Genomic DNA, 21,142 nt, shown 5'->3' with positions numbered 1-21,142 from the left:
GAGTGTTGAAACTATTAAGCGTTTTTAACCAGTATTGATTCCATTACGTTGGCTGCATCCTCACACATATCGGTAGCAGTTTCAAGCGCAGCTAAAATTTCTTTGTATTTAATTAAGCGCAGGGCATCTTTTTCGTACAAAAACAAGTCGGCTACGGCACGGTCAAACACATAATCGGCCTGGTTTTCAACACTGTTTATACGAATGCACGAGTCGGCAATATTGCGTACGTTTTTAAGGTCTTTAAGCTCTTTTACCGCTTTTTCGAGGTCAATACTGCCCTGTAAAATCAGTTCAGAAAGTTTGCAGATGGGCTCTGTATATTCTTCTATGTTATACAACAGCATACGGTTAGCCGCACCTTGTATATAATCGGCCACATCATCAATAGCTGTAGCCAGTGCATGAATGTCTTCGCGGTCGAAAGGGGTAATGAAGTTTTTACCTAACTCCAGATAAATCTGGTGGGTTAAATCGTCGCCTTTATTCTCCAGTTTATCAATCTGCTTAAAAGCTTCCTGGCGGTCGGTTGCACTTTTAGAGTTTACGGCTTCAACCAAAACATTGGCCATAGCAACTACGTTATTGGCTGCTTGCTCAAATAAAGGAAAAAATACCTTTTTATCTTTTGGTACAAAGTACTGGAATATGCTGTTTAATGACATCCGTTTCAATAGTTTGTGCAAAGTTACACTTGCAATGTTAAGTTAATGTTAACTCTTTAATGTAGGAATAACTTGTTTCAATGGCGATTGCATTACTTTTTGTAAAGTAAATCCAAATGTTGAACCAATACCCTCGGTGCTGCGTACATTAATAGTTTGCTGATGAGCTTCGATAATATGCTTTACAATAGCTAATCCCAATCCCGAACCACCTATTTCGCGTGAGCGGTGACTGTCGATCCTAAAGAAACGCTCGAACAGGCGCGGCAGGTGCTTTTCGTTAATCCCTATACCTTCGTCGGTTATTTCAACCAGCACCTGGTCATGCAGTTCAAATAAACTTACCGATGTACTGCCGCCCGGTTTGCCGTACTTAAACGAATTGTCGATGAGGTTGATCATCACCTGGCAAATTTTATCACGGTCGGCCGATACCAAAATTGCATCATCGTACTTTTGCTTAAATATTAATTTGATCTCGTGTTGCTTGGCTTTCAGTTCCAGTTGTTCAAAAACTTCCTTTATAAGATCGTTAATTTTAAACCTCGTATAATTGATAGGAATCTCACCCGATTCAAGTTTCGAAATTTCGTCGAGATCTTTAATGAGGTAGCTCAGGCGGTCAACATTTTTTTCGGCCTTTTTAAGGAATTGCATGGCCATTTCGGTATCGTAAAACTCATCTTCTACAATGGCTTCTATATATCCCTGAATGGCAAATAACGGGGTTTTAAACTCGTGCGATATATTGGACAAAAACTCCCTGCGGAATTTCTCCTGACTGCGCAACTGTTCAATTTCCGATTTTTTTTCGCGCGCCCATTCTTTTACCTCCTGCTCCACATCGCCAATGGGATCTGTACTGGTCGATTCGCCCAGGGCGTCGCGTAAATCGCGGCCCAATTTAAGGTTATGGATAAGCTTGTAAATAAGCTTTACCTTGGAGTATACATATTTTTCGATGAGGTAGTAAAAAACAACATAGCTGGTAACAAAGCCTATAGTGAGCGTTACCATTACATCATACCACTTATGCTGAAAATAAAAGTTAACAACCGATAGGGCAATAGCTACGGCAAGTGCATTAATAAAAACCAGTACGCTGAGTTTCATACTTCAAAGTTAGGTTTTAAAAAACTCAGTTCAATGCGTTTAATAATTTGTTAACACGGGTTAGTTTTGAGTAATATTAAAGCCACATAAACATCCTTTGGTACAGGCTCACTTGTTAATCTACAAGGGGTTTACCTGTATTGTATAGATGTACTATTTTGCTCAATGTTTTAAAACTAAAGCTGTCTGTTTCCTCATACTGTTTTAATACATCGGGCTGGTCGGCAAGCATCTCTGCAAATATTCCCTCCCGTTTTTTTCTTGAAGTAGACGCAAATAAACCCGAAGTTTTTAACTCTTTTAACTCATCGTTATTTTTGGACACATACCATGTAGTTGTTGAATTCGTTACTCCCATGTAACCATAAGTGGTTTGAACAGACAGATATAATGTTATTTTACCCTCCTGCACTAATTGCAAAAATTGAGGCTTTGACCACTTAGGCAAAATAGCGGCTTTATAAACTTCTTTCTTATTCTTCCGCGTATAATATTTCATCTCTTTAATAGAGATTTTCTTAAAATCGGTCATGGTTGAAGATTTGTACCGGGGGCCACCAAAAATTGTTTGTTTAGTATCACAATGTATGGTATCACCGGCGATGGTTATCACAATGTCTTGAAATTTGCCGGATGACAGGGTATCGGGAGATGTTGCAGCGGAGTCTTGTGCGTAAATGGCGCTGTAAAAAAACAACAATAGCGCGGTGATGATAGTGTAAGGTTTAATCATTGCATTAAATTAAGGAAAGAAATATAATACAAATTTTTTATAATAAAAAAATCCCCGGCTGACTGAACAACCGGGGATTTTATTTTAAAAGCTTTAATGATTATTTCAGTTTGAACTCGGTTTTACCCATGGTAAAGCCATCGGCATATAGAATTACGGTATACACACCTTTCACAAACTTTTCGGCCGGGTTAACCCAATCAATAGTGTACATGGTGCCATCATCTTTAAAATCGATGGCAGTTTTATAGGTGTATTGCAGTTCCTGTTCATCTGCGGTAAACACACCACTATCGGTAGTTACCATCAGGTTTCCAGCAGGATCAATAATACGCATGTAAATATCATGCACGCCTTTTTCGGCCACAGGGTTACTTACAATATTAAAGTTCACCTTAATTTTTTTGGCCGAACCTGCACGGGTTACATCAACCTCTTTACCATTACCTTTAATTTTGTAGGCAACAATATCGGCAGCGCCCATTTTTAAAGCCGATGCCACTTTAACTTTGGTATTCAGTTCCTGGTTTTGTTGCTCAAGCGTAGTTGCTTTTTGCGACACGTTAGCTACCTGGTTTTTCAATGTATCGCGCTCGGTGGCTAATGAGGCATTTTGTTGTCTCAGCTCCTCAATATCGGCGGTGTATTTGGTAACAAAATAGCGCAGCTGTTTAATATCTTCCTGGGCGTGTTTTAGCTCGGCAACGGTAAGCTGTCCTTTAGCCAAAGCGCGTTTAAGTACCTGTATTTTATTTTGCAATGAATCGGTCCGGGCCTGCATTTCTGATGATAGCTTGGCTTTGCTGGTATTTACCTGCTCGATCTGGGCTTCGAGGCTATCCAGTTCGGTTTGCAAGCGATGTTTTTCATCATCGGCCTGGTATATAATTTTAGCAACATCCTTCTTTTTTTGCAAGTACAGGTACACATCGGTACCCAGCAATGCAACTACCACGACAATGAGGAAATAAATTACATTAGAGTTTTTCTTAGAAGTTTGTTCTGGTTTGTTTTCCATTCTCATTCAATTAAGTTAAAACGTAATCGGCATACAAGTATAACGCTACATGCTTTCAAAACTGATAAAGCAACCCAAAACATTTTTTGTTTGATGAGATGCTTGTTATCTATCGGTTTGTAAACCAATGGTTAAACTTACACCCATTTATTAAATCAATTAGAAAATTCTGTTTAAACTATATTATTTACAATAAACAGAAACTTATTTGATTAAAAACAGGTTAGGCAGATGGCGCTAAAAATAGCTACTCTGAACCAAAAAGCAAAACTTACCGCTAAAATAACCTGCATACTAAACTACCTAATGGGGAGTTATGTATCTTTGCCCCCCGTGAAAATGAGTGTATTGACGACTACGACCCGAAGATTAGTGCTGATGATAGCCGCCTGGTTAACCTGCTTTCAACTACAGGCCCAAACTGATACTATTAGACAACTTTACCCTACGCCTAAACGCGAGTTTAGAGGGGTGTGGGTGGCTACCGTTACCAATATTGACTGGCCCAGTGCGCCGCGATTAACTGCCGATAAGCAAAAAACCGAACTGGTTAATATTTTTAATTACCATGAGCAAGCCGGTATTAATGCCGTTATGTTTCAGGTAAGGCCCGCTGCCGATGCTTTTTATGCCAAAAGCCGTGAACCATGGTCGAGATGGCTGAACGGAGCGCAAGGCGTTGCACCTTCGGAGTTTTACGATCCGTTGGAATTTGCCGTTAACGAGGCACACAAACGGGGTATGGAGTTACATGCGTGGTTTAACCCCTACCGGGCTACTATGGATAACAACCCTAACAGCGTAAGTACCCAGCATGTTACCCGCATGCATCCCGATTGGTTTATTACCTATGGTGGCCGAAAGCTGTTTAACCCCGGTTTGCCTGATGTGCGCGAGTATATTATACAGGTTATTTTAGATGTGGTGAAGAACTATGATGTAGACGGCATACATATGGACGATTATTTTTACCCATACCCTATTTCGGGCCAACGCATAAACGACCAGGAAGCCTGGAAGAAATACGGTGAAGCTGAATGGGAAGATATTAAAGACTGGCGCCGCAATAACGTAGATACGCTTATACAAGCCCTCTCAGACAGTATACACAAGTATAAGCCTCACATGAAATTTGGCTTAAGCCCTTTTGGAATTTGGAAGAATGCCAGCCAGGATGATGAAGGTTCGGCCACCAGCGGAGGTTCATCATACTATGAGCAATTTGCCGATAGCCGCCGCTGGGTTGAAGAGGGTTGGGTTGATTATATAAATCCACAGATATACTGGCAGTTTGGTAACCGTGCCGCCGCGTTTGAAAAATTAACCAACTGGTGGAGCAACAACAGTTTTAACCGGCACCTGTATATTGGCATGGCGGCTTACCGCATTGGCGAGGTGCGCAACAGTGCCTTTAAAAACCCCGACCAGATACCCGCGCAAATACGTTATTTACGCAATAACCCGCGCATACAGGGCAGTGTATATTTTAGCTCGGCATCGTTACGCCGAAATTACGGCGGACTGAACGATTCGCTTAAAAATCATTATTACAAAACACCTGCCCTGCCACCGGTGATGCTCTGGCTCGATTCTATTGCGCCCAATGCACCGCGGCAATTAACCGTTGGTGCTTTACAAAAAGGATTTCAGTTAAATTGGTTAACCCCGCTGCTGGCTAAAGATAAAGAGCTTGTGTATGGTTACGTAGTATATCGCTTTTTTGAAGGCGAACGTATAGATACTTCTGATCCTACGCACATTATTCATATACAATACGGTCCTTTAAACAGTTACGAAGATACTACCGCCGAACGTGGTAAACGTTATGTATATATGGTTACGGCTATTGATCGTCTTAAAAACGAAAGTGACCCGGTAGGTGTACCGGCGTACTCGCGCTAAAAGGTTAGCTGTTCATCACAGCGCCGCAGTTTATGTCGAGGGCTTGACCGGTTATACTGCGCTGGCTAAGCAGGTAGGCTGCCAGTGCTGCAATTTCATCAGGCTGGCTCATGCGCCTCAGTGGAACGCTTTGCATGGCTATATCGTAAAACTCATCTTTTGTAACGCCAATATTATCGGCAATGCCCTGTAAGCCTGTTTGCGACATTTCGGTATCTACCCAACCAGGGCAAATGGCATTTACCAGTATTTCTTCGGGAGCATATTGCACTGCCCATGAACGCATTAAACCTAATAACCCAGCTTTTGATGCACAATACGCCGAATAATTAGCCACACCCAAACGTGCCAAAATTGATGAGGTGATCACGATATGCTTAATGCCCTCAGCCCTACGCAGGTTGGGCAAAAAAGTATTTACAAAGTTATAAGTGCCGGTTAGATTGGTATCTATAATATCATCCCATCGGTCAGCCTCTCCCCAGTAATTTTCGCCGCCAATGCCTGCGTTGGCTAATAATCCGTTAAGGGCAATGTTTCCTAATTCGGTTGCAGCATTTTCAAGACTGTCAATATCCCGTACATCAGCCACCAGTATGCGGTGATTGGTGCCTTTTAAACTGCTCAGGGTTTGTATCAATGCATCAACGCTTCGTCCCAATAAAATACACTGATGCCCACCCAAAGCCAGATTTTGTGCTACAGCCCGGCCAATGCCGCTGCCTGGTCCGCTAATGATATAGGTATTTGCCATATAGCAAAAGTAAATGTTAAATTTATTATTAGTTTGGGTTATGGGGACAGTCCTCTTTTTCGAAATTATGTCCCCATAGGTAGAATATTACTGATTGAAAAACGAGAGTTATAAGCTGATATTGTTGGGTTTGATTTTATCTTGGTTAATGTGTTGATTCACTTTAATATAAATTTAATACGAATAATGTGTTATTTCGATTCGCCCCAGGCGGAGTGGTAATCTCTTCTTGCAAGGTCCGAACGCAAGGAGATCGCCAGTACGCCCCTACGCAAATTCCCGTCAGCTCCTCGCAAAATAACATAGTCTATATTTTACACGAAAATTGGCAAACAAAAAAAGGCCATCATTTTCATGAGGGCCTTTGATATTTTATTGATAAACTAATTACAGTTTACGTTTAACTTCAACGTTTTCGTAAGCTTCAACAATGTCGCCTACTTCAATGTTGTTAAAGTTTTGTATGTTCAAACCACACTCGTAACCGGTAGCAACTTCTTTCACATCATCTTTGTAGCGTTTCAGGGAAGCCAGTTCACCGGTGTATATTACCACACCTTCGCGAATGATGCGTATTTTGCTGTTACGGGTTATTTTACCATCTAACACCATACAACCTGCAATGGTACCCACCTTGCTAATTTTGAAGGTTTCGCGTATCTCAACGTTGGCCACGATCTTCTCTTCAAAGGTAGGCGCAAGCATACCCTCCATCGCGGTTTTAATTTCGTTGATGGCATCGTATATGATCGAGTACAGGCGGATGTCGATCTGCTCTTGCTCGGCAAGTTTACGCGCACTTCCTGAAGGGCGTACCTGGAAACCGATGATGATCGCATCTGATGCAGTTGCCAGCAACACGTCTGATTCGGAGATCTGACCTACACCTTTTGATATGATGTTTACCTGAATCTGATCAGTTGAAAGTTTCAGCAATGAATCTGATAACGCTTCGATAGAACCGTCCACGTCACCTTTAACAATGATGTTAAGTTCCTTAAAGTTACCAATTGCCAAACGACGACCGATCTCATCAAGCGTGATGTGTTTTTGTGTACGTAAACCCTGCTCGCGTTGTAATTGCAAACGTTTGTTAGCAATATCACGTGCTTCGGTTTCGCTTTCGAGGGCGTTAAAACGGTCGCCTGCAGTTGGAGCACCTTGCATACCCAGTACTTGTACCGGTGTGCTTGGGCCGGCCTCGCTTACACGCATGCCACGTTCATTGGTTAATGCCTTAACACGGCCGCTGTAGCTACCTGCTAATATTGGGTCGCCCACACGTAATGTACCTGCCTGTACTAATACAGTGGTAACAATACCGCGGCCTTTATCTAATGCTGCCTCAATTACGTTACCTACGGCACGTTTGTTAGGATTGGCTTTCAATTCCAACAACTCAGCCTCAAGTAATATTTTCTCAAGCAATAAGTTAACATTTAAACCCGATTTGGCCGATATTTCCTGGGTTTGGTATTTACCACCCCATTCTTCAACCAAAATGTTCATCATTGATAACTGCTCGCGAATTTTATCAGGGTTGGCACCCGGCCTGTCAATTTTGTTATAAGCAAATATGATCGGCACGTTTGCAGCCTGCGCGTGGTTTATAGCCTCGCGGGTTTGCGGCATCACGGCATCATCAGCCGCAATTACAATGATAACAATATCGGTTACCTGGGCACCACGTGCACGCATAGCGGTAAACGCTTCGTGACCCGGCGTATCCAGGAAGGTAATTTTCCCTTTATTTTCAAGCGTTACTTCGTAGGCGCCAATGTGCTGGGTAATACCGCCTGCCTCACCGCCAATAACGTTGGTTTTGCGTATAAAATCGAGCAATGAGGTTTTACCGTGGTCAACGTGACCCATGATGGTAACAATTGGTGCGCGCGGAACTAAATCTTCCGGTGCATCAGGCTCATCAAGGTTAGTTTCTTCCTCAGCCAGGGTAACAAACTCTATCTGGTAGCCAAACTCGTCGGCCACAATGCTCAGGGTTTCGGCATCCAAACGTTGGTTAATGGATACAAACATACCCAGGCTCATACAGGTTGAGATGATTTGCGTAACCGAAACATCCATTAAAGAGGCCAGCTCGTTTGCCGTAACAAACTCGGTAACTTTCAGCACTCTTGATTGTGCATCCTGTTCCATTGCCAGTTCTTCAGCATTTGCTGCTACATCATCACGTTTTTGACGACGGAATTTAGCACGCTGAGCAAATTTACCCGATTTACCTGCACCGCTTAAACGGGCAAGCGTAGCTTTGATCTGGTCTTGTATTTCTTTTTCTGTAGGTTCTTCTTTAGGACCGGTTGACGGTGCATTGCGGTTAAAACCACCACCCGGACGGTTGCCGCCACCCTGGTTAGGACCGCCACCCGGACGGTTACCAAAGCCCGGACGATTACCCTGGAAACCACCCGGACGATTACCGCCCTGTTGTTGGTTGCCACCTTGCTGGTTATTGCCTTGGCCACCTTGTTGGCCTTGCTGGCCACCAGGGTTTGGTCCGTTTTCTTTACGCTTGCGTTTGCGTTTATGATCGGCCGAATTTGCGTTTGATGACGATGCCACTGGCCCGCCACGACGGCTATTATCAACCGGTAAAGTTATTTTACCAACAACGTTTGGCCCGGTAAGGCGTTCGGCTTTGGCACGTATTACCTGGTTTTCAGGAGCCGGAGCGTTTTCTGGTTTCTCAGCAACCGGTTTGGCCGGTGAAGCAGATGCCGCTGGAGTAACCGGTGCTTGCGGAGCAGACGCGGCAGCAGGTTTTTCTGCTACTGGTGCAGGAGGCGCAACTTCTGGCTTCGGCTCGGGTTTAGCCGCAACAGGCTCGGGAGCAGGGGCTACCGGTGCCGGAGCTGCCGGTTTTTCGGCCACAGGGGCTACCGGAGCAATTGGCTCAGGCTTTGGCTCGGGTTTAGCAACAGGCTCGGGGGCAGGAGCTGGTTTAACAGGCTCTGCTTTGGCCACAGGCTCTTCCTTTACCTCAGGGCGAGGAGCCGGTTTGTTCAAGTTATCTAAATCAATTTTGCCTACTACTTTAACACCAGGCAATGAGCCTTCGGTTTTTTCGGCCTCTTTTGGTTTAGAGGGGGCAGCAAATGTTCCTGCGTTTTTAATCAGGATCTCATCCTTTTCAAATTCGTTTGAACGGGCTTCAGCCGTCTTTTCAGGCACAAAGCCAGGCTCATCACGGCGTATTTTACCGATGATAATTTGCTTGGCTTCTTCCTTAATGATCTTATCGGCTGCAAACTGCTTTACCAGTGTACTATACATATCGCTGTTAAGCGCCGTCATAGGGTTACGGTCAACTTTATATCCTTTTGAAGATAGAAAATCAACAATGGTACCTATACCGATGTTAAGCTCTTTTGCTGCCTTTATTAACTTTATACTTTTGTCTTCTGACATTTAATAATTCTTTCTCTGCTTATTATATGCAAATTTACTATTTTTTATTGGCATATAGGAAAGCTTATTCAAACTCCGCCTGCAGAATTGATAAAACTTCTTTAATCGTTTCTTCTTCCAGGTCGGTACGTTTAACTAACTCGCCTACACCTAATCCCAATATTGATTTTGCTGTATCTAAACCAACACGCTTAAACTCGTCAATGATCCAGCTTTCAATCTCGTCCGAAAACTCTTCGATATCCACATCTTCCTCTTCCTCATCAGCTTCGCGATACACATCAACCTCATAACCGGTTAACTTACCGGCCAGTTTAATATTGTGTCCGCCACGGCCAATAGCCAGCGACACTTGGTCGGGTTTTAAGTAAACGGCTGCGGTTTTACGCTCATCATCTAACTTAATTGTGGTTATTTTAGCCGGTGATAAAGCACGCTGGATATATAACTGAACATTGTTGGTAAAGTTTATTACGTCGATGTTTTCGTTTTTTAACTCACGAACGATACCGTGTATACGTGAACCTTTCATACCCACACATGCACCTACCGGATCAATACGGTCGTCGTATGATTCAACGGCAACTTTAGCACGCTCGCCCGGTTCGCGCACAATTTTCTTGATGGTAATTAAGCCATCAAAAATCTCAGGCACTTCCAGTTCAAACAAACGTTGTAAAAACTCAGGTGCAGTACGCGAAATGATGATCTTAGGGTTGCTGTTCATCATGTCAACCTTGTGCACTACTGCTTTTACGCTATCGCCTTTTTTGAAATAGTCGGCTGGTATTTGCTCGCTTTTAGGCAGCAATAACTCATTGCCTTCATCGTCAAGCACTAAGGTTTCTTTTTTCCAAACCTGGTAAACCTCACCACTGATCAACTCGCCTACACGGTCTTTGTATTTTTTGAATATCTCGTCTTTCTCCAGTTCTAAAATTTTAGATACCAAGGTTTGACGGGCAGCTAAAATTGCACGGCGACCAAAGCTTTCAAGGGTAATTTGTTCAATAAATTCCTCGCCAACTTCTAAATCCGGGTCGTGCTTGTGGGCTTCGGCCAGTTCAATTTCCAAATCATCATCTTCCGAAAAACCGTCTTCCATAACGGTACGGGTGCGCCAAATCTCTAAGTCACCATTGTCGGTGTTTACAATTACGTCGCAATTTTCGTCGGTGCCGTATTTTTTACGAATCATGCTGCGGAATACATCTTCCAGCACGCTCATCATTGTTGGGCGGTCAATGTTCTTAAAATCCTTAAACTCTTGAAAAGAGTCGATCAAATTAATATTGCTCATCTTATTTAAACGATATTAAAACTTTAGTTTCTGCTATATTTTCTGTCGGAATGGTGCTTTCAACCAGTTCCGCTTTTTTACCTTTTTGTTTGATGGTTTCCTCTATCTGCACGCCATCATTAGTATAACCCAACAACTTGCCTTCGCGTTTACCCCCATCGGTGGTTTTAATGGCTATTTGCCGCCCTATGTTTTTTAAATACTGTCGGGGCTGCTCCAGCGGTGTGTCAATTCCGGGCGATGAAACCTCGAGGTTATAGGCATCGGCAACAATGTTTTCTTCCTCTAAATGGAAACCTACATGGCGGCTCACATCTACACAATCGCGTATGCCCAAACCGTTATCGCCATCAATTAAAATAATGAGCTTGCCATTGCTGTGCATTTTTACGCTCACTAAAAATATCCCGGGCTTTTCGGCCAGTTTTTCTTCAACCAGTTCTGCCGCCCTCTTTTCAACGTTAGTCATTCGCAAAAATTTGATTGATAAATAAAAAGAGGGGACATAAGGCCCCCTCTTTCGATGTGCAAATATAAGTGTTTTATTTTGAAAGTCAATAGGTAGTGAGTGTATAATGGTGATTGGTGAATAGATAATGGTGAACTACAACTAAATTTTGAAATTAAGCTCTATACAGGCACAATTAGCTAATAGCCCGCCCAGTTCAGTTCCCATTCACTACTACACATTCACAATTCACTACTTTACCCTAAGTAAATAATCTCTTCCCAGCGTTTGGCTCCGGGTTTTGGGGTTTAAAAAATCTTTACTAAGGCGTGTAATGCCATAATCAGCATCTGAGTATACAAGGTCGAACTCCACATGATTATCTTTTAAATAATGCAAGTGCTCTTTTGATGAAAAAAGCCACACGGTATCGCCTTTGGCTCTTTTGGCCTTTATTTCATCAATTTCAATATATGGCGTAAGGTTTTGTGTATAAAAGTTAAAGCCCGAACTATGATCGATATAATTATATATCTGTTTTTTAGGAATGTGCTTGCGGTTAACCAACTGGGCCAGTCCTGTGCCGCCCTGGTAGCGTAATAACTCCTGGTAAACGTGGCCATTGAGCAGCACATTGGTGAGCGATGCCATTAAAACCGATAGTATCACCAAACGTATAAATACCTCGCGCTCTTTGGCAAAAACATATAGCATTACCCCCAATATGATTAAAGAGGTAATAATTACCATGCAGCGGTTTATAGGGAAGCACCAGAAATTAAGTACTACAAGCAAAATTGCTACAACAGCAATAACCAGGTATTGCACATTTAAGAAAGCCTTGAGTGCTTTAAACTGGTGCATATCCAGTTTTTGCACCAAAAAGCCGGCAGTAATAATGGCAAAATACGGGAATAGTACATTTAAATAATGCGGCAACTGGTAACCCGATGAGGAGATAATTAAGAAAATGAAAATAATGGACGCTGTTGTTAAAAGCTCATAATTTTTAAAAACCTGAAAACGTGTTTTTACAAAGAAAGCAACCCTGTCAAAAAACGCAATATAGGTTAACAAGCAAAACGGCAGAAAAGCCCACAACATGGTATGGAAAAAGAAGAAGTAATCTTTATGGCCCTTGCCCCAGCTCTTGCCTTCCAGGCGTTCAAAGTTTTGTTTCCAAAGAATGAATTTCACACCCGATACATTCTTCATGCCCCGCACCACCTTTTCGGGGTGAAGATCGTACTGTAAATAGTATGCATATACACAGGGTGCGGTAAACACGGCCCAAAATACCAGTACCACCAGCCAGCGCCAGTTAAACATCATGCCCCAGTTGCGCTGGTAAAGCAGGTAAAAAAACAACGCGGCGCAAGGCATCACAAAGCCGATCATACCCTTTGTGGTAAAGGCCATGGCTAATCCTAACCCGGCAAAAAGATAATTGTACCACCTTCCATCCACCGCCGATTGTACCAGTTGCCATGTGGCAAATGCAATGCCTGCAGCCAGCAAGGCATCCATCCGTACATCATTATTGGCCAAAAATTGGGCTTGCGCACTGGCATAAATTATAGCGGCCAACATACCCGCATTACGATTATACAGCCTCGAACCCAATTTAAAGGTAGAGAACAAACCTAAAATAGTAGCCAGCAAAGCCGGGACTTTATAAGCAATGGTATTTACACCAAATAAGTTAAATGATAGTGCCGCCAGCCAAAAGTGCAGGTGAGGCTTGTCGAGGTAGTCTTTACCCATATCATCAACCAAATCAACATAGTTATGATGCTGCACCATGTGCAGGGCTATGTTGGCGTGGTGCGATGCGTCTTCATTCATCAACGGTACAAAAAGCCCGAAAACGTAGGCAACCAATAATGAAAAGAACAGCCAAAACCAGGTTTGATTATTGATAGGGGTATGCGTCATTTAATAGATAATGTATTGATGCATGCCTTTCTGTATTAATACGGAAAAGCCGGAGCAAAATTACTTATTTTCTATGTATAGTAAGACACCGGCTGCTAAACTATAAAACATAAGGCTATATCTGATGTTAATTCGATATAACTAAAACGAAATTTATGAAACTCATTCGCAATGTTATTGGCTTGGTATTAATTACTGCATCATTTGCAGCATGCTCGGGCAACAGCCAGAACAAATCAATTGGCGGCAGTGCCGATACTTCAGAAAATGTGTCAGATGTGGGCGCAACCAGCGTTGGCGGCTTAGATTCAACCTCAGTAGATTCAACCCACCGCGACTCGAGTGAGGCCGAAGGCAATGCAAAACCAAGCGGAAGACCATAAAAAACATAGCTATGCAACTAACGCTGTTTTACACCGGTGGCTTGTTTCAAACTTATTTCAGGGCGTTGGAAACCTTATCGCCCCGCGAAGAAGATATGGCCGACGATGACGACGAGGCATTTGACGACGAAATGCAGGATGAAGAAGATTTTCACCAGCTTCGCACCAATGACCCCGACCGGGAGTTAGACCCCGAAGACGATGATCATTTGCCTGATGAAGACTTACAATAGTTTAATTGATCTGCCTATAAAAAAAAGCAATTCTGTTTAGGATTGCTTTTTGTTTTTGATAAAAATTTTAGCATTTTGCCGCTACTAAATCATCACCCTATGGCAGCTAAAAAAACTGTTGAACCCGTAACCGATAACCTGAAAAGATGCGCCTGGTGCGGTTCCGACCCGCTTTACACGAAATATCATGATGAGGAATGGGGCAAAACTGTGCATGATGATAAAGTGCTATTTGAATTCTTGGTGCTTGAATCGGCACAGGCTGGGCTGAGCTGGATAACCATCCTTCGTCGCCGCGAAAACTACCGCAAGGCATTTGCCAATTTCGATGTAAAAAAAGTAGCTGCCATGACTGCCGATGATGTGGAGCGCTTAATGCAGGATGAAGGCATTATTCGTAACCGCTTAAAAATAAAAACCACCATTAGTAATGCGCAGCTCTTTATTGCCGTGCAAAAAGAGTTTGGCTCGTTTGATAAATACCTGTACAGCTTTATGCCCCATGGCAAGCCCTTTAACAACCAATCAAGCACCTTCGCGGTTAGTACCCCGGTATCAGATGCCATTGCAAAAGACATGAAAAAGCGCGGCTTTAAATTCTTTGGCACCACTATTTGCTATGCTTATATGCAAGCTGTAGGTATGGTGAATGATCATGTGGTGGGGTGTAGCTTTAAATAAAAAACCCCGTTGTCTGAACCGGAATTTTAAGAATTTGTTGAATTTACAGAATTCTTGTCCGGTGATAATTCTTTGATTGCGTTATGGGCATTAATCTTATTTTTGTGGCAACCGGCACAAATACCAAGCGTTTATAAATTCTGTAATTTTTATAAATTCTTAAAATTCCGGTTCAAGACATATGAAGAAGTTATTCCTTTTAGACGGCATGGCCCTGATGTACCGGGCGCATTTTGCGTTGAGTAAAAACCCGCGTTTTACATCGGGCGGCTTAAATACATCGGCCGTAATGGGTTTTACCAATACGTTGCTCGATGTTATTAAAAAGGAAAAACCAACCCACATGGCCGTGGTGTTTGATACCGATGCCCCTACTGAACGCCATACCGATTTTGCCGATTATAAAGGTCACCGCGAAGCCATGCCCGAAGATCTTTCGGCCGCTATGCCTTATGTTATTAAATTGATCTTAGGCTTTAACATCCCGGTTATTACATCGGATGGTTATGAGGCCGATGATATTATAGGTACGCTGGCCAAAAAGGCTGAGCAGCGCGGTTTCCAAGTGTACTGCATGACCCCCGATAAGGATTTTGCCCAACTGGTATCGCCCAACATTTTCATTTACAAACCTGCCCGTATGGGTAATGATATGGAAATATTGGGTGTGGACGAGGTGAAGAAAAAATGGGAGATTGACGACGTATGCCAGGTGATAGATATATTAGGCTTATGGGGCGATGCCGTGGACAACATACCCGGCATACCCGGCATTGGCGAAAAAACGGCTAAACTGCTTATTAAGCAGTATGGCTCGATGGAGAAGATCATTGAAAACAGCCACGAACTGAAAGGTAAAATGCGTGAGAACGTGGAGAACTTTGCAGCACAAGGCCTCATGTCAAAAAAACTGGCTACCATTATATTAGATGTTCCGGTGGAGCTGGATGAACAAGGGCTTGAACTTTGCGCCCCAAGCCGCGAGTTGCTGGAGCCGCTTTTTGCCGAATTGGAGTTCAGGACCTTAGGCCGCCGTGTATTTGGCGACGATTTTAGCATTACCGAAATTAAGGCCGTTGGTAGTCAGCATGATTTGTTTAACCAGCCTGCACCGGGCACCGGTCGTACGCTTACGGTTGAATTGAAAGATATATCGGAACCCGAAATACAAATAGCGGCCAAAAACATCAACAACGTTGAGCATACCTACCATCTGGTCACTACTGCCGAGCAGCGTGCCGAACTGATTGCCAACCTGCTTAAAGAACCCGAAATTACCTTCGATACTGAAACCACCGGGCTTGATGCCAACAACTGTGAGCTGGTTGGTCTTTCGTTTGCCATTAAGCCGGGAGAGGCCTGGTATATTCCACTCCCGGCTAATTTTGAAGAAGCTAAGAATATAGCCCACGAGTTTAAACCTATATTGGAAAACGAGGCTATTAGCAAAGTAGGCCAAAACGTCAAGTACGATATATTGGTACTTAAATGGTATGATATTGAGGTAAAGGGGCAACTATTTGATACCCTGCTGGCGCATTACGTGCTCGACCCCGATACCCGACATAATATGGATATTTTAGCCGAGAATTATTTAGGCTATAAAACTGTATCAATTACCGAGCTTATTGGTGCCAAAGGCAAAAACCAGCTCACCATGCGTGATGTGGATGTGGAAAAGGTGAAAGAATACGCAGGTGAAGATGCCGACGTAACCCTGCAACTGAAACAGGTTTTTGAACCTAAACTTAAACAGGTAGAAGCCGAAGATCTGCTCAACAAAATAGAACACCCGTTGATTTATGTATTGGGCGATGTAGAGTTTGAGGGTGTTAAGGTAGACCAGCAAACGCTTAAAGAGTTTTCGAAAGAACTTGAAACCGATCTTGTGAGGCTTGAGCAAACTGTTTATGAAAAAGCCGGGGTAAGATTTAATATTTCATCACCCAAACAACTGGGCGAGGTGCTGTTCGAAAAACTGATGCTCGACCCTAAGGCCAAAAAAACCAAGACAGGCCAGTACCAAACCGGCGAGGATGTATTGTTAGCTTTGGCATCTAAGAGCGATATTGTGCGCGATATATTGGATTTTCGGCAGTTGCTTAAACTAAAATCGACCTATGTGGATGCGTTGCCACTGATGATTAACCCTAAAACGGGGCGCATACATACATCATACAACCAGGCGGTTGCGGCTACCGGGCGTTTAAGCTCGCAAAACCCCAACTTGCAAAATATCCCCATCCGTACCGAACGTGGTCGCGAGGTGCGCAAGGCATTCATTCCGCGCGATGAGAACCACGTACTGCTCTCAGCCGATTATTCGCAGATAGAGCTCCGTATTATTGCCGAAATAAGCAAAGACCCTAACATGTTAGATGCCTTTGCCAAAAACCTCGACATCCACACGGCTACTGCGGCCAATGTATATGGTATTGCTTTAGAGCAAGTAACCGGTGAGCAGCGCCGTAATGCCAAGGCGGTAAACTTTGGTATTATTTACGGGCAATCGGCGTTTGGATTATCGCAAAGTTTGGGTATACCGCGTAAAGAGGCGGGTGATATTATTGAGCAGTACTTTGTGCAGTTTGCCGGTATTAAAAACTACATGAGCGACACCATGAATTTTGCCCGCGAAAACGGCTACGTAAAAACGCTGATGGGTCGCCGCCGCTACCTGCGCGATATTAACTCGGCCAACGCCACCGTACGCGGTTTTGCCGAACGAAATGCCATCAACGCGCCTATACAAGGTTCGGCAGCCGATATGATCAAGATAGCCATGATCAATATCCACAAAGAATTTAAAGCCCAAAACCTGGCCACCCGCATGACCATGCAGGTGCATGATGAGTTGGTGTTCGATGTGCCTAAGCATGAGGTTGAGATTGTAAAACCCATTATAGCCCACCACATGAAAACCGCTATCAAAACCGAAGTTCCTATTATGGTGGAGATGGGGGTTGGTGTTAACTGGCTGGAGGCGCATTAATATTATTCTTAAAGGATTTATATGAACATTGTAATAGCTATCTTAACTTTAATAATTGTAGTACAGTTTTGTATTATAGAACTAAAAGTAAACAGTTACGACAAGCAACCCAAAATCTAATTCATAGTGGTTTTAATCCTGAAAATGGAAAGTTAATGGTAACATTAGAGAATGAAATTGCTGAATTGAAAAGTGTATTGCAAGCCGATGCAGAATTTATTGAAGCTGACAAAGTCTTAATAGAAGCAGATAAAGATCTTATAGAGTCTTTGAATGATTCAATTAAAGCGCAAGATGATTTAATCGCAGCACAAAAGAGTCAAATCTTGGCCTACAGCGAATATTCAGATGCAATTCTAAATTCACTAATTGCATTAGGATCTGATTACGTAAGAAACTACAATTTCTCCTCTCATACGTTATATAATGTTGAGATGGATAATCTAACCCAAAAACACTTAAAAGGTGAAATTAGTGATAAAGACAAATTTAATGGAGTAAATGAAATCATAATAAGATACACAACATTTTAGCTTTATAATTAATTTGCAGTATCTCTAATATTCTCGTCAAGATCTCAACTTTTTAAATATCCATGCCCGCCGTGCTGAATTTATTTCGGCATCCCACCAAACAAGTAAAAACCATACAGGTGAGGGTGCTGAAATAAATTCGGCATGACTGTAATTGAGCATGAATGATGCTGCATAATCCCCTTAATATTTTCATTACTCACATACTTTTTACACAATAATTAACACTTTGTAAAAACACATTTATTACTTGCAGGTTGTGAATTAGTAAGTAAACTTTTGCTTACATTGGAGCCAACATTACCTGTAAAATGAAAGTTTATCACCTTGCCGCAGAGTGTTACCCGGTAGCCAAAGTTGGCGGCCTGGCCGATGTGGTGGGCGCTTTGCCCAAATACCAAAACGAAGCCGGCATACAAGCTGCCGTTGTACTACCTTTTTATAATCGTAAGTTTGTACAGGAGAGCGGGTTTGATGTAATTTTTGAAGCATCAACCCTGTTAGGCAAAAAGCGTTACGAGTTTGAAATTTGGAAAGAGCGCACCAATAAACTTGGGTTTGAGCTTTACCTTGTTTACGTACCCGGCCTGCTCGACCGACAGGAGGTGTACATGTACCCCGATGAGCGCGAGCAATTCCTTATTTTTCAATTAGCGTTTTTAGATTGGATAAACTGGTCGCAGCAACGGCCCGATATTATTCATTGCCATGATCACCATGTGGGGTTAATTCCCTTCCTCATGAAGCATTCGGCTTTGTACAGCAAAAGGTATGCTAAAACCAAAACGGTATTTACCATACACAACGGGCAATACCACGGCGCTTTTGGGTATGATAAGTTTGATTACCTGCCCGAGGTGGATATGAGCTTTGCCGGTTTGTTAGACTGGCAGGGAGCTATTAATCCACTGGCATGCGCTATTAAATGCGTAGATAAGTTTACGGCAGTTTCGCCAAGTTACCTGCAGGAGCTTACCCGCAGTTCAAATGGGTTGGAATATCTTTTCTGGCTGGAATATGCCAAAGGGCAAGGCATCATTAACGGTATTGATACCGATGTGTGGAACCCTTATAAAGACCCGATGATTAAGGCTAAAATTGATGCCGATGAGCCCGTTAAAGGAAAATTGGCTAATAAAAAAGCCCTTTGTGAGCGCTTCGGTTTATCGGTAGACCAGCCATTGATAGCTTTCATAGGTCGTTTGGTGGGCGAAAAAGGTGCCGATCTGCTTCCCGAAGCCTTCTCGCGCAGCCTGCAAAAGCATGCCGGTAAAGTAAACATCATTATGCTGGGTGCCGGCGATAAAGAAACCGAAGCCGCCCTGACCAAACTGAACGATATATTCCCCGCTAATTATAAAACCTATATAGGTTATAACGAAGAACTGGCACATCAGATCTATGCCGGGTCCGACTTTTTGTTGATGCCGTCGCGCGTGGAACCTTGCGGCCTTAACCAGCTGTATTCGTTACGTTATGGCACATTGCCTATTGTACGCAGTACAGGCGGTTTAATTGATACCGTGATTGATTTTGGCGAAACCGATGGCTATGGCATTTGCTTTAACGAGGCTAATGTTGAAGATATATGTTATTCGATTGACCGTGCTGTTACACTTTACGAGAACATAGAGCATTTAGATTTGTTACGTAAACGTATGATGGCACTCGATTTTTCGTGGACCAAATCCGCCAGGGAGTACATTTTACTATATGAAAGCTTAACACCAATTATATGAATTCTAAAGTAATAAGCATTGTACTTGGCGGTGGCCAGGGAACACGGTTATACCCGCTTACAGCAACCCGTTCAAAACCCGCCGTGCCTGTTGCGGGTAAATATCGCTTGGTCGATATTCCGATCTCAAATTGTTTACACTCGGGGTTCGAGCGTAATTTTTGTGTTAACTCAATTTAACTCGGCATCGCTTAACAAACACATTAAAAACACCTACCACTTCAGTAGTTTCAGTGATTCGTTTGTGGATATACTGGCGGCCGAACAAACGCCATCGAACGTGGGCTGGTTTCAGGGTACAGCCGATGCCGTGCGCCAAAGCTTGCACCACCTTTCGGTGCATGAGTTTGATTATGTGCTTATACTCTCGGGCGATCAGCTTTACCAGCTCGATTTTAAAGACATGGTAGAATCGCACATTAAAAGCGAGGCTGAAATTTCTATAGCCACTATTCCGGTTCACGCCAATGATGTACCCGGTTTTGGCATACTCCGTACCAATGAAGAAAGTATCATTACCGATTTTATTGAGAAACCTAAAAGTGGTTTCGAAAGCTGGGCATCAGAAGTAAGCCCGGATATGGCTGCCCAAGGCCGTTTTTACCTGGCATCAATGGGTATATACATCTTTAACCGCAAGGCACTATATGACTTGCTGCAAGGCAATGAACATCCCGATTTTGGTAAAGAAATCATTCCTCAATCAATACAAACCCATAGGGTGGTGAGCTATCAGTATGAAGGTTATTGGGAAGATATTGGTACTATCCCGTCGTTTTTTGAAGCTAACCTGGGCTTAACTGATGATATTCCGGCCTTTAACCTGTTTGATAAGCGCCACATATTTACCCGTGCACGTATGTTGCCGCCATCAAAAATATCAGGCACTTTGTTAGAGCGCTCTATTGTAGCTGATGGATGTATTATTAATGCAAGCCGCATTACCCGCTCCATAGTAGGTATACGTACCCGGATTGGTGTTGATACCGAAATTGAGAATTGCTACATTATGGGTAGCGATAATTATCAAACCCTTGAGCAAATTAAGGAATCGCATGAAAACAATACACCGGTTATGGGTATAGGCGAAAGGTGCAAAATTAAAAATGCCATCATTGATAAAAACGCCTACATAGGCAACGATGTGTGCATTAATTGCGGCGAAAAGCTGGAAGACGGCGATTATGGGGCTTACACCGTGCAAGACGGTATCGTGGTGGTTAAAAAACGAGCCATCATTCCGCATGGAACAGTGATATAAACTTATATTGAATATAACGAAAAATGG

General features: G+C 43.0%; 16 protein-coding genes and 1 pseudogene. 8 read left to right on the top strand and 9 right to left on the bottom strand.

Features of this window, described 5'->3' with window-relative positions; translation table 11 throughout:
• Positions 1 to 14: 14 nt before the first annotated feature.
• From QE417_RS15165 to QE417_RS15150, 4 genes are all read right to left on the bottom strand, one after another.
• Positions 15 to 665, bottom strand: coding sequence for a DUF47 domain-containing protein (locus QE417_RS15165; protein WP_311951313.1), 651 nt, complete (start codon positions 663 to 665; stop codon positions 15 to 17).
• Positions 666 to 713: 48 nt separating this feature from the next.
• On the bottom strand, positions 714 to 1,778 hold the full coding sequence (locus QE417_RS15160; RefSeq protein ID WP_311951312.1) for a sensor histidine kinase: 1,065 nt from the start codon (positions 1,776 to 1,778) through the stop codon (positions 714 to 716).
• Between the two features lie 115 nt (positions 1,779 to 1,893).
• Positions 1,894 to 2,511 carry a hypothetical protein gene (locus QE417_RS15155; RefSeq protein WP_311951311.1) on the bottom strand — a complete coding sequence of 206 codons (618 nt, stop codon included), beginning with the start codon at positions 2,509 to 2,511 and terminating at the stop codon, positions 1,894 to 1,896.
• 100 nt (positions 2,512 to 2,611) lie between these two features.
• Positions 2,612 to 3,529 (bottom strand): hypothetical protein, encoded by a 918-nt coding sequence (locus tag QE417_RS15150; RefSeq protein WP_311951310.1) that lies wholly within the window; start codon positions 3,527 to 3,529, stop codon positions 2,612 to 2,614.
• Between the two features lie 339 nt (positions 3,530 to 3,868).
• Between QE417_RS15150 and QE417_RS15145 the strand changes: the two genes are divergently transcribed.
• Entirely contained in the window at positions 3,869 to 5,431 is a 1,563-nt protein-coding gene (locus tag QE417_RS15145; RefSeq protein WP_311951309.1) for a glycoside hydrolase family 10 protein, read from the top strand.
• Positions 5,432 to 5,435: 4 nt separating this feature from the next.
• Here QE417_RS15145 and QE417_RS15140 read toward each other — a convergent pair whose 3' ends face one another.
• The 5 genes from QE417_RS15140 to QE417_RS15120 all read right to left on the bottom strand — a co-directional run bounded on the left by QE417_RS15140 (position 5,436) and on the right by QE417_RS15120 (position 13,294).
• The gene (locus QE417_RS15140) at positions 5,436 to 6,185 is read right to left on the bottom strand and encodes an SDR family NAD(P)-dependent oxidoreductase (RefSeq protein ID WP_311951308.1); all 750 of its coding nucleotides are present in this window, start codon (positions 6,183 to 6,185) and stop codon (positions 5,436 to 5,438) included.
• Between the two features lie 387 nt (positions 6,186 to 6,572).
• A complete protein-coding gene (gene infB, locus QE417_RS15135; RefSeq protein WP_311951307.1) occupies positions 6,573 to 9,611 on the bottom strand; it encodes a translation initiation factor IF-2 in 3,039 nt (1,012 codons plus the stop codon).
• Between the two features lie 64 nt (positions 9,612 to 9,675).
• Complete coding sequence (nusA, locus tag QE417_RS15130) at positions 9,676 to 10,911, bottom strand: transcription termination factor NusA (protein ID WP_311951306.1); 1,236 nt, start codon at positions 10,909 to 10,911, stop codon at positions 9,676 to 9,678.
• Between the two features lies 1 nt (position 10,912).
• On the bottom strand, positions 10,913 to 11,380 hold the full coding sequence (locus QE417_RS15125; RefSeq protein ID WP_311951305.1) for a ribosome maturation factor RimP: 468 nt from the start codon (positions 11,378 to 11,380) through the stop codon (positions 10,913 to 10,915).
• Positions 11,381 to 11,611: 231 nt separating this feature from the next.
• Complete coding sequence (locus QE417_RS15120) at positions 11,612 to 13,294, bottom strand: ArnT family glycosyltransferase (protein WP_311951304.1); 1,683 nt, start codon at positions 13,292 to 13,294, stop codon at positions 11,612 to 11,614.
• A gap of 155 nt (positions 13,295 to 13,449) precedes the next feature.
• Between QE417_RS15120 and QE417_RS15115 the strand changes: the two genes are divergently transcribed.
• From QE417_RS15115 to QE417_RS15085, 7 genes and pseudogenes are all read left to right on the top strand, one after another.
• Entirely contained in the window at positions 13,450 to 13,677 is a 228-nt protein-coding gene (locus tag QE417_RS15115) for a hypothetical protein (protein ID WP_311951303.1), read from the top strand.
• Positions 13,678 to 13,688: 11 nt separating this feature from the next.
• Entirely contained in the window at positions 13,689 to 13,910 is a 222-nt protein-coding gene (locus QE417_RS15110) for a hypothetical protein (RefSeq protein ID WP_311951302.1), read from the top strand.
• A gap of 99 nt (positions 13,911 to 14,009) precedes the next feature.
• Positions 14,010 to 14,591, top strand: coding sequence for a DNA-3-methyladenine glycosylase I (locus tag QE417_RS15105; RefSeq protein WP_311951301.1), 582 nt, complete (start codon positions 14,010 to 14,012; stop codon positions 14,589 to 14,591).
• 181 nt (positions 14,592 to 14,772) lie between these two features.
• Positions 14,773 to 17,583 (top strand): DNA polymerase I, encoded by a 2,811-nt coding sequence (gene polA / locus QE417_RS15100; RefSeq protein WP_311951300.1) that lies wholly within the window; start codon positions 14,773 to 14,775, stop codon positions 17,581 to 17,583.
• A gap of 68 nt (positions 17,584 to 17,651) precedes the next feature.
• The gene (locus QE417_RS15095; RefSeq protein ID WP_311951299.1) at positions 17,652 to 18,116 is read left to right on the top strand and encodes a hypothetical protein; all 465 of its coding nucleotides are present in this window, start codon (positions 17,652 to 17,654) and stop codon (positions 18,114 to 18,116) included.
• Positions 18,117 to 18,427: 311 nt separating this feature from the next.
• The gene (locus QE417_RS15090; protein WP_311951298.1) at positions 18,428 to 19,855 is read left to right on the top strand and encodes a glycogen synthase; all 1,428 of its coding nucleotides are present in this window, start codon (positions 18,428 to 18,430) and stop codon (positions 19,853 to 19,855) included.
• Positions 19,852 to 21,115, top strand: a pseudogene (locus QE417_RS15085) (glucose-1-phosphate adenylyltransferase). Before QE417_RS15090 ends, QE417_RS15085 begins: the two are co-directional and overlap by 4 nt.
• Positions 21,116 to 21,142: the final 27 nt, after the last annotated feature.

It is taken from the genome of Mucilaginibacter terrae, from assembly GCF_031951985.1.
Lineage (GTDB): Bacteria > Bacteroidota > Bacteroidia > Sphingobacteriales > Sphingobacteriaceae > Mucilaginibacter > Mucilaginibacter terrae_A.
Note: the sequence above shows the minus strand (reverse complement) of the source record. Positions and strands in the feature narration are given on the sequence as shown.

Excerpts from the sequence above, each read along its gene's own strand:
- QE417_RS15120 (WP_311951304.1), bottom strand. The coding sequence starts at position 13,294 with ATGACGCATACCCCTATCAATAATCAAACCTGGTTTTGGCTGTTCTTT.
- QE417_RS15155 (WP_311951311.1), bottom strand. The coding sequence starts at position 2,511 with ATGATTAAACCTTACACTATCATCACCGCGCTATTGTTGTTTTTTTAC.
- QE417_RS15145 (WP_311951309.1), top strand. The coding sequence starts at position 3,869 with ATGAGTGTATTGACGACTACGACCCGAAGATTAGTGCTGATGATAGCC.
- QE417_RS15090 (WP_311951298.1), top strand. The coding sequence starts at position 18,428 with ATGAAAGTTTATCACCTTGCCGCAGAGTGTTACCCGGTAGCCAAAGTT.
- infB (WP_311951307.1), bottom strand. The coding sequence starts at position 9,611 with ATGTCAGAAGACAAAAGTATAAAGTTAATAAAGGCAGCAAAAGAGCTT.
- QE417_RS15125 (WP_311951305.1), bottom strand. The coding sequence starts at position 11,380 with ATGACTAACGTTGAAAAGAGGGCGGCAGAACTGGTTGAAGAAAAACTG.
- QE417_RS15115 (WP_311951303.1), top strand. The coding sequence starts at position 13,450 with ATGAAACTCATTCGCAATGTTATTGGCTTGGTATTAATTACTGCATCA.
- polA (WP_311951300.1), top strand. The coding sequence starts at position 14,773 with ATGAAGAAGTTATTCCTTTTAGACGGCATGGCCCTGATGTACCGGGCG.
- QE417_RS15105 (WP_311951301.1), top strand. The coding sequence starts at position 14,010 with ATGGCAGCTAAAAAAACTGTTGAACCCGTAACCGATAACCTGAAAAGA.
- QE417_RS15150 (WP_311951310.1), bottom strand. The coding sequence starts at position 3,529 with ATGGAAAACAAACCAGAACAAACTTCTAAGAAAAACTCTAATGTAATT.
- nusA (WP_311951306.1), bottom strand. The coding sequence starts at position 10,911 with ATGAGCAATATTAATTTGATCGACTCTTTTCAAGAGTTTAAGGATTTT.
- QE417_RS15140 (WP_311951308.1), bottom strand. The coding sequence starts at position 6,185 with ATGGCAAATACCTATATCATTAGCGGACCAGGCAGCGGCATTGGCCGG.
- QE417_RS15165 (WP_311951313.1), bottom strand. The coding sequence starts at position 665 with ATGTCATTAAACAGCATATTCCAGTACTTTGTACCAAAAGATAAAAAG.
- QE417_RS15160 (WP_311951312.1), bottom strand. The coding sequence starts at position 1,778 with ATGAAACTCAGCGTACTGGTTTTTATTAATGCACTTGCCGTAGCTATT.
- QE417_RS15110 (WP_311951302.1), top strand. The coding sequence starts at position 13,689 with ATGCAACTAACGCTGTTTTACACCGGTGGCTTGTTTCAAACTTATTTC.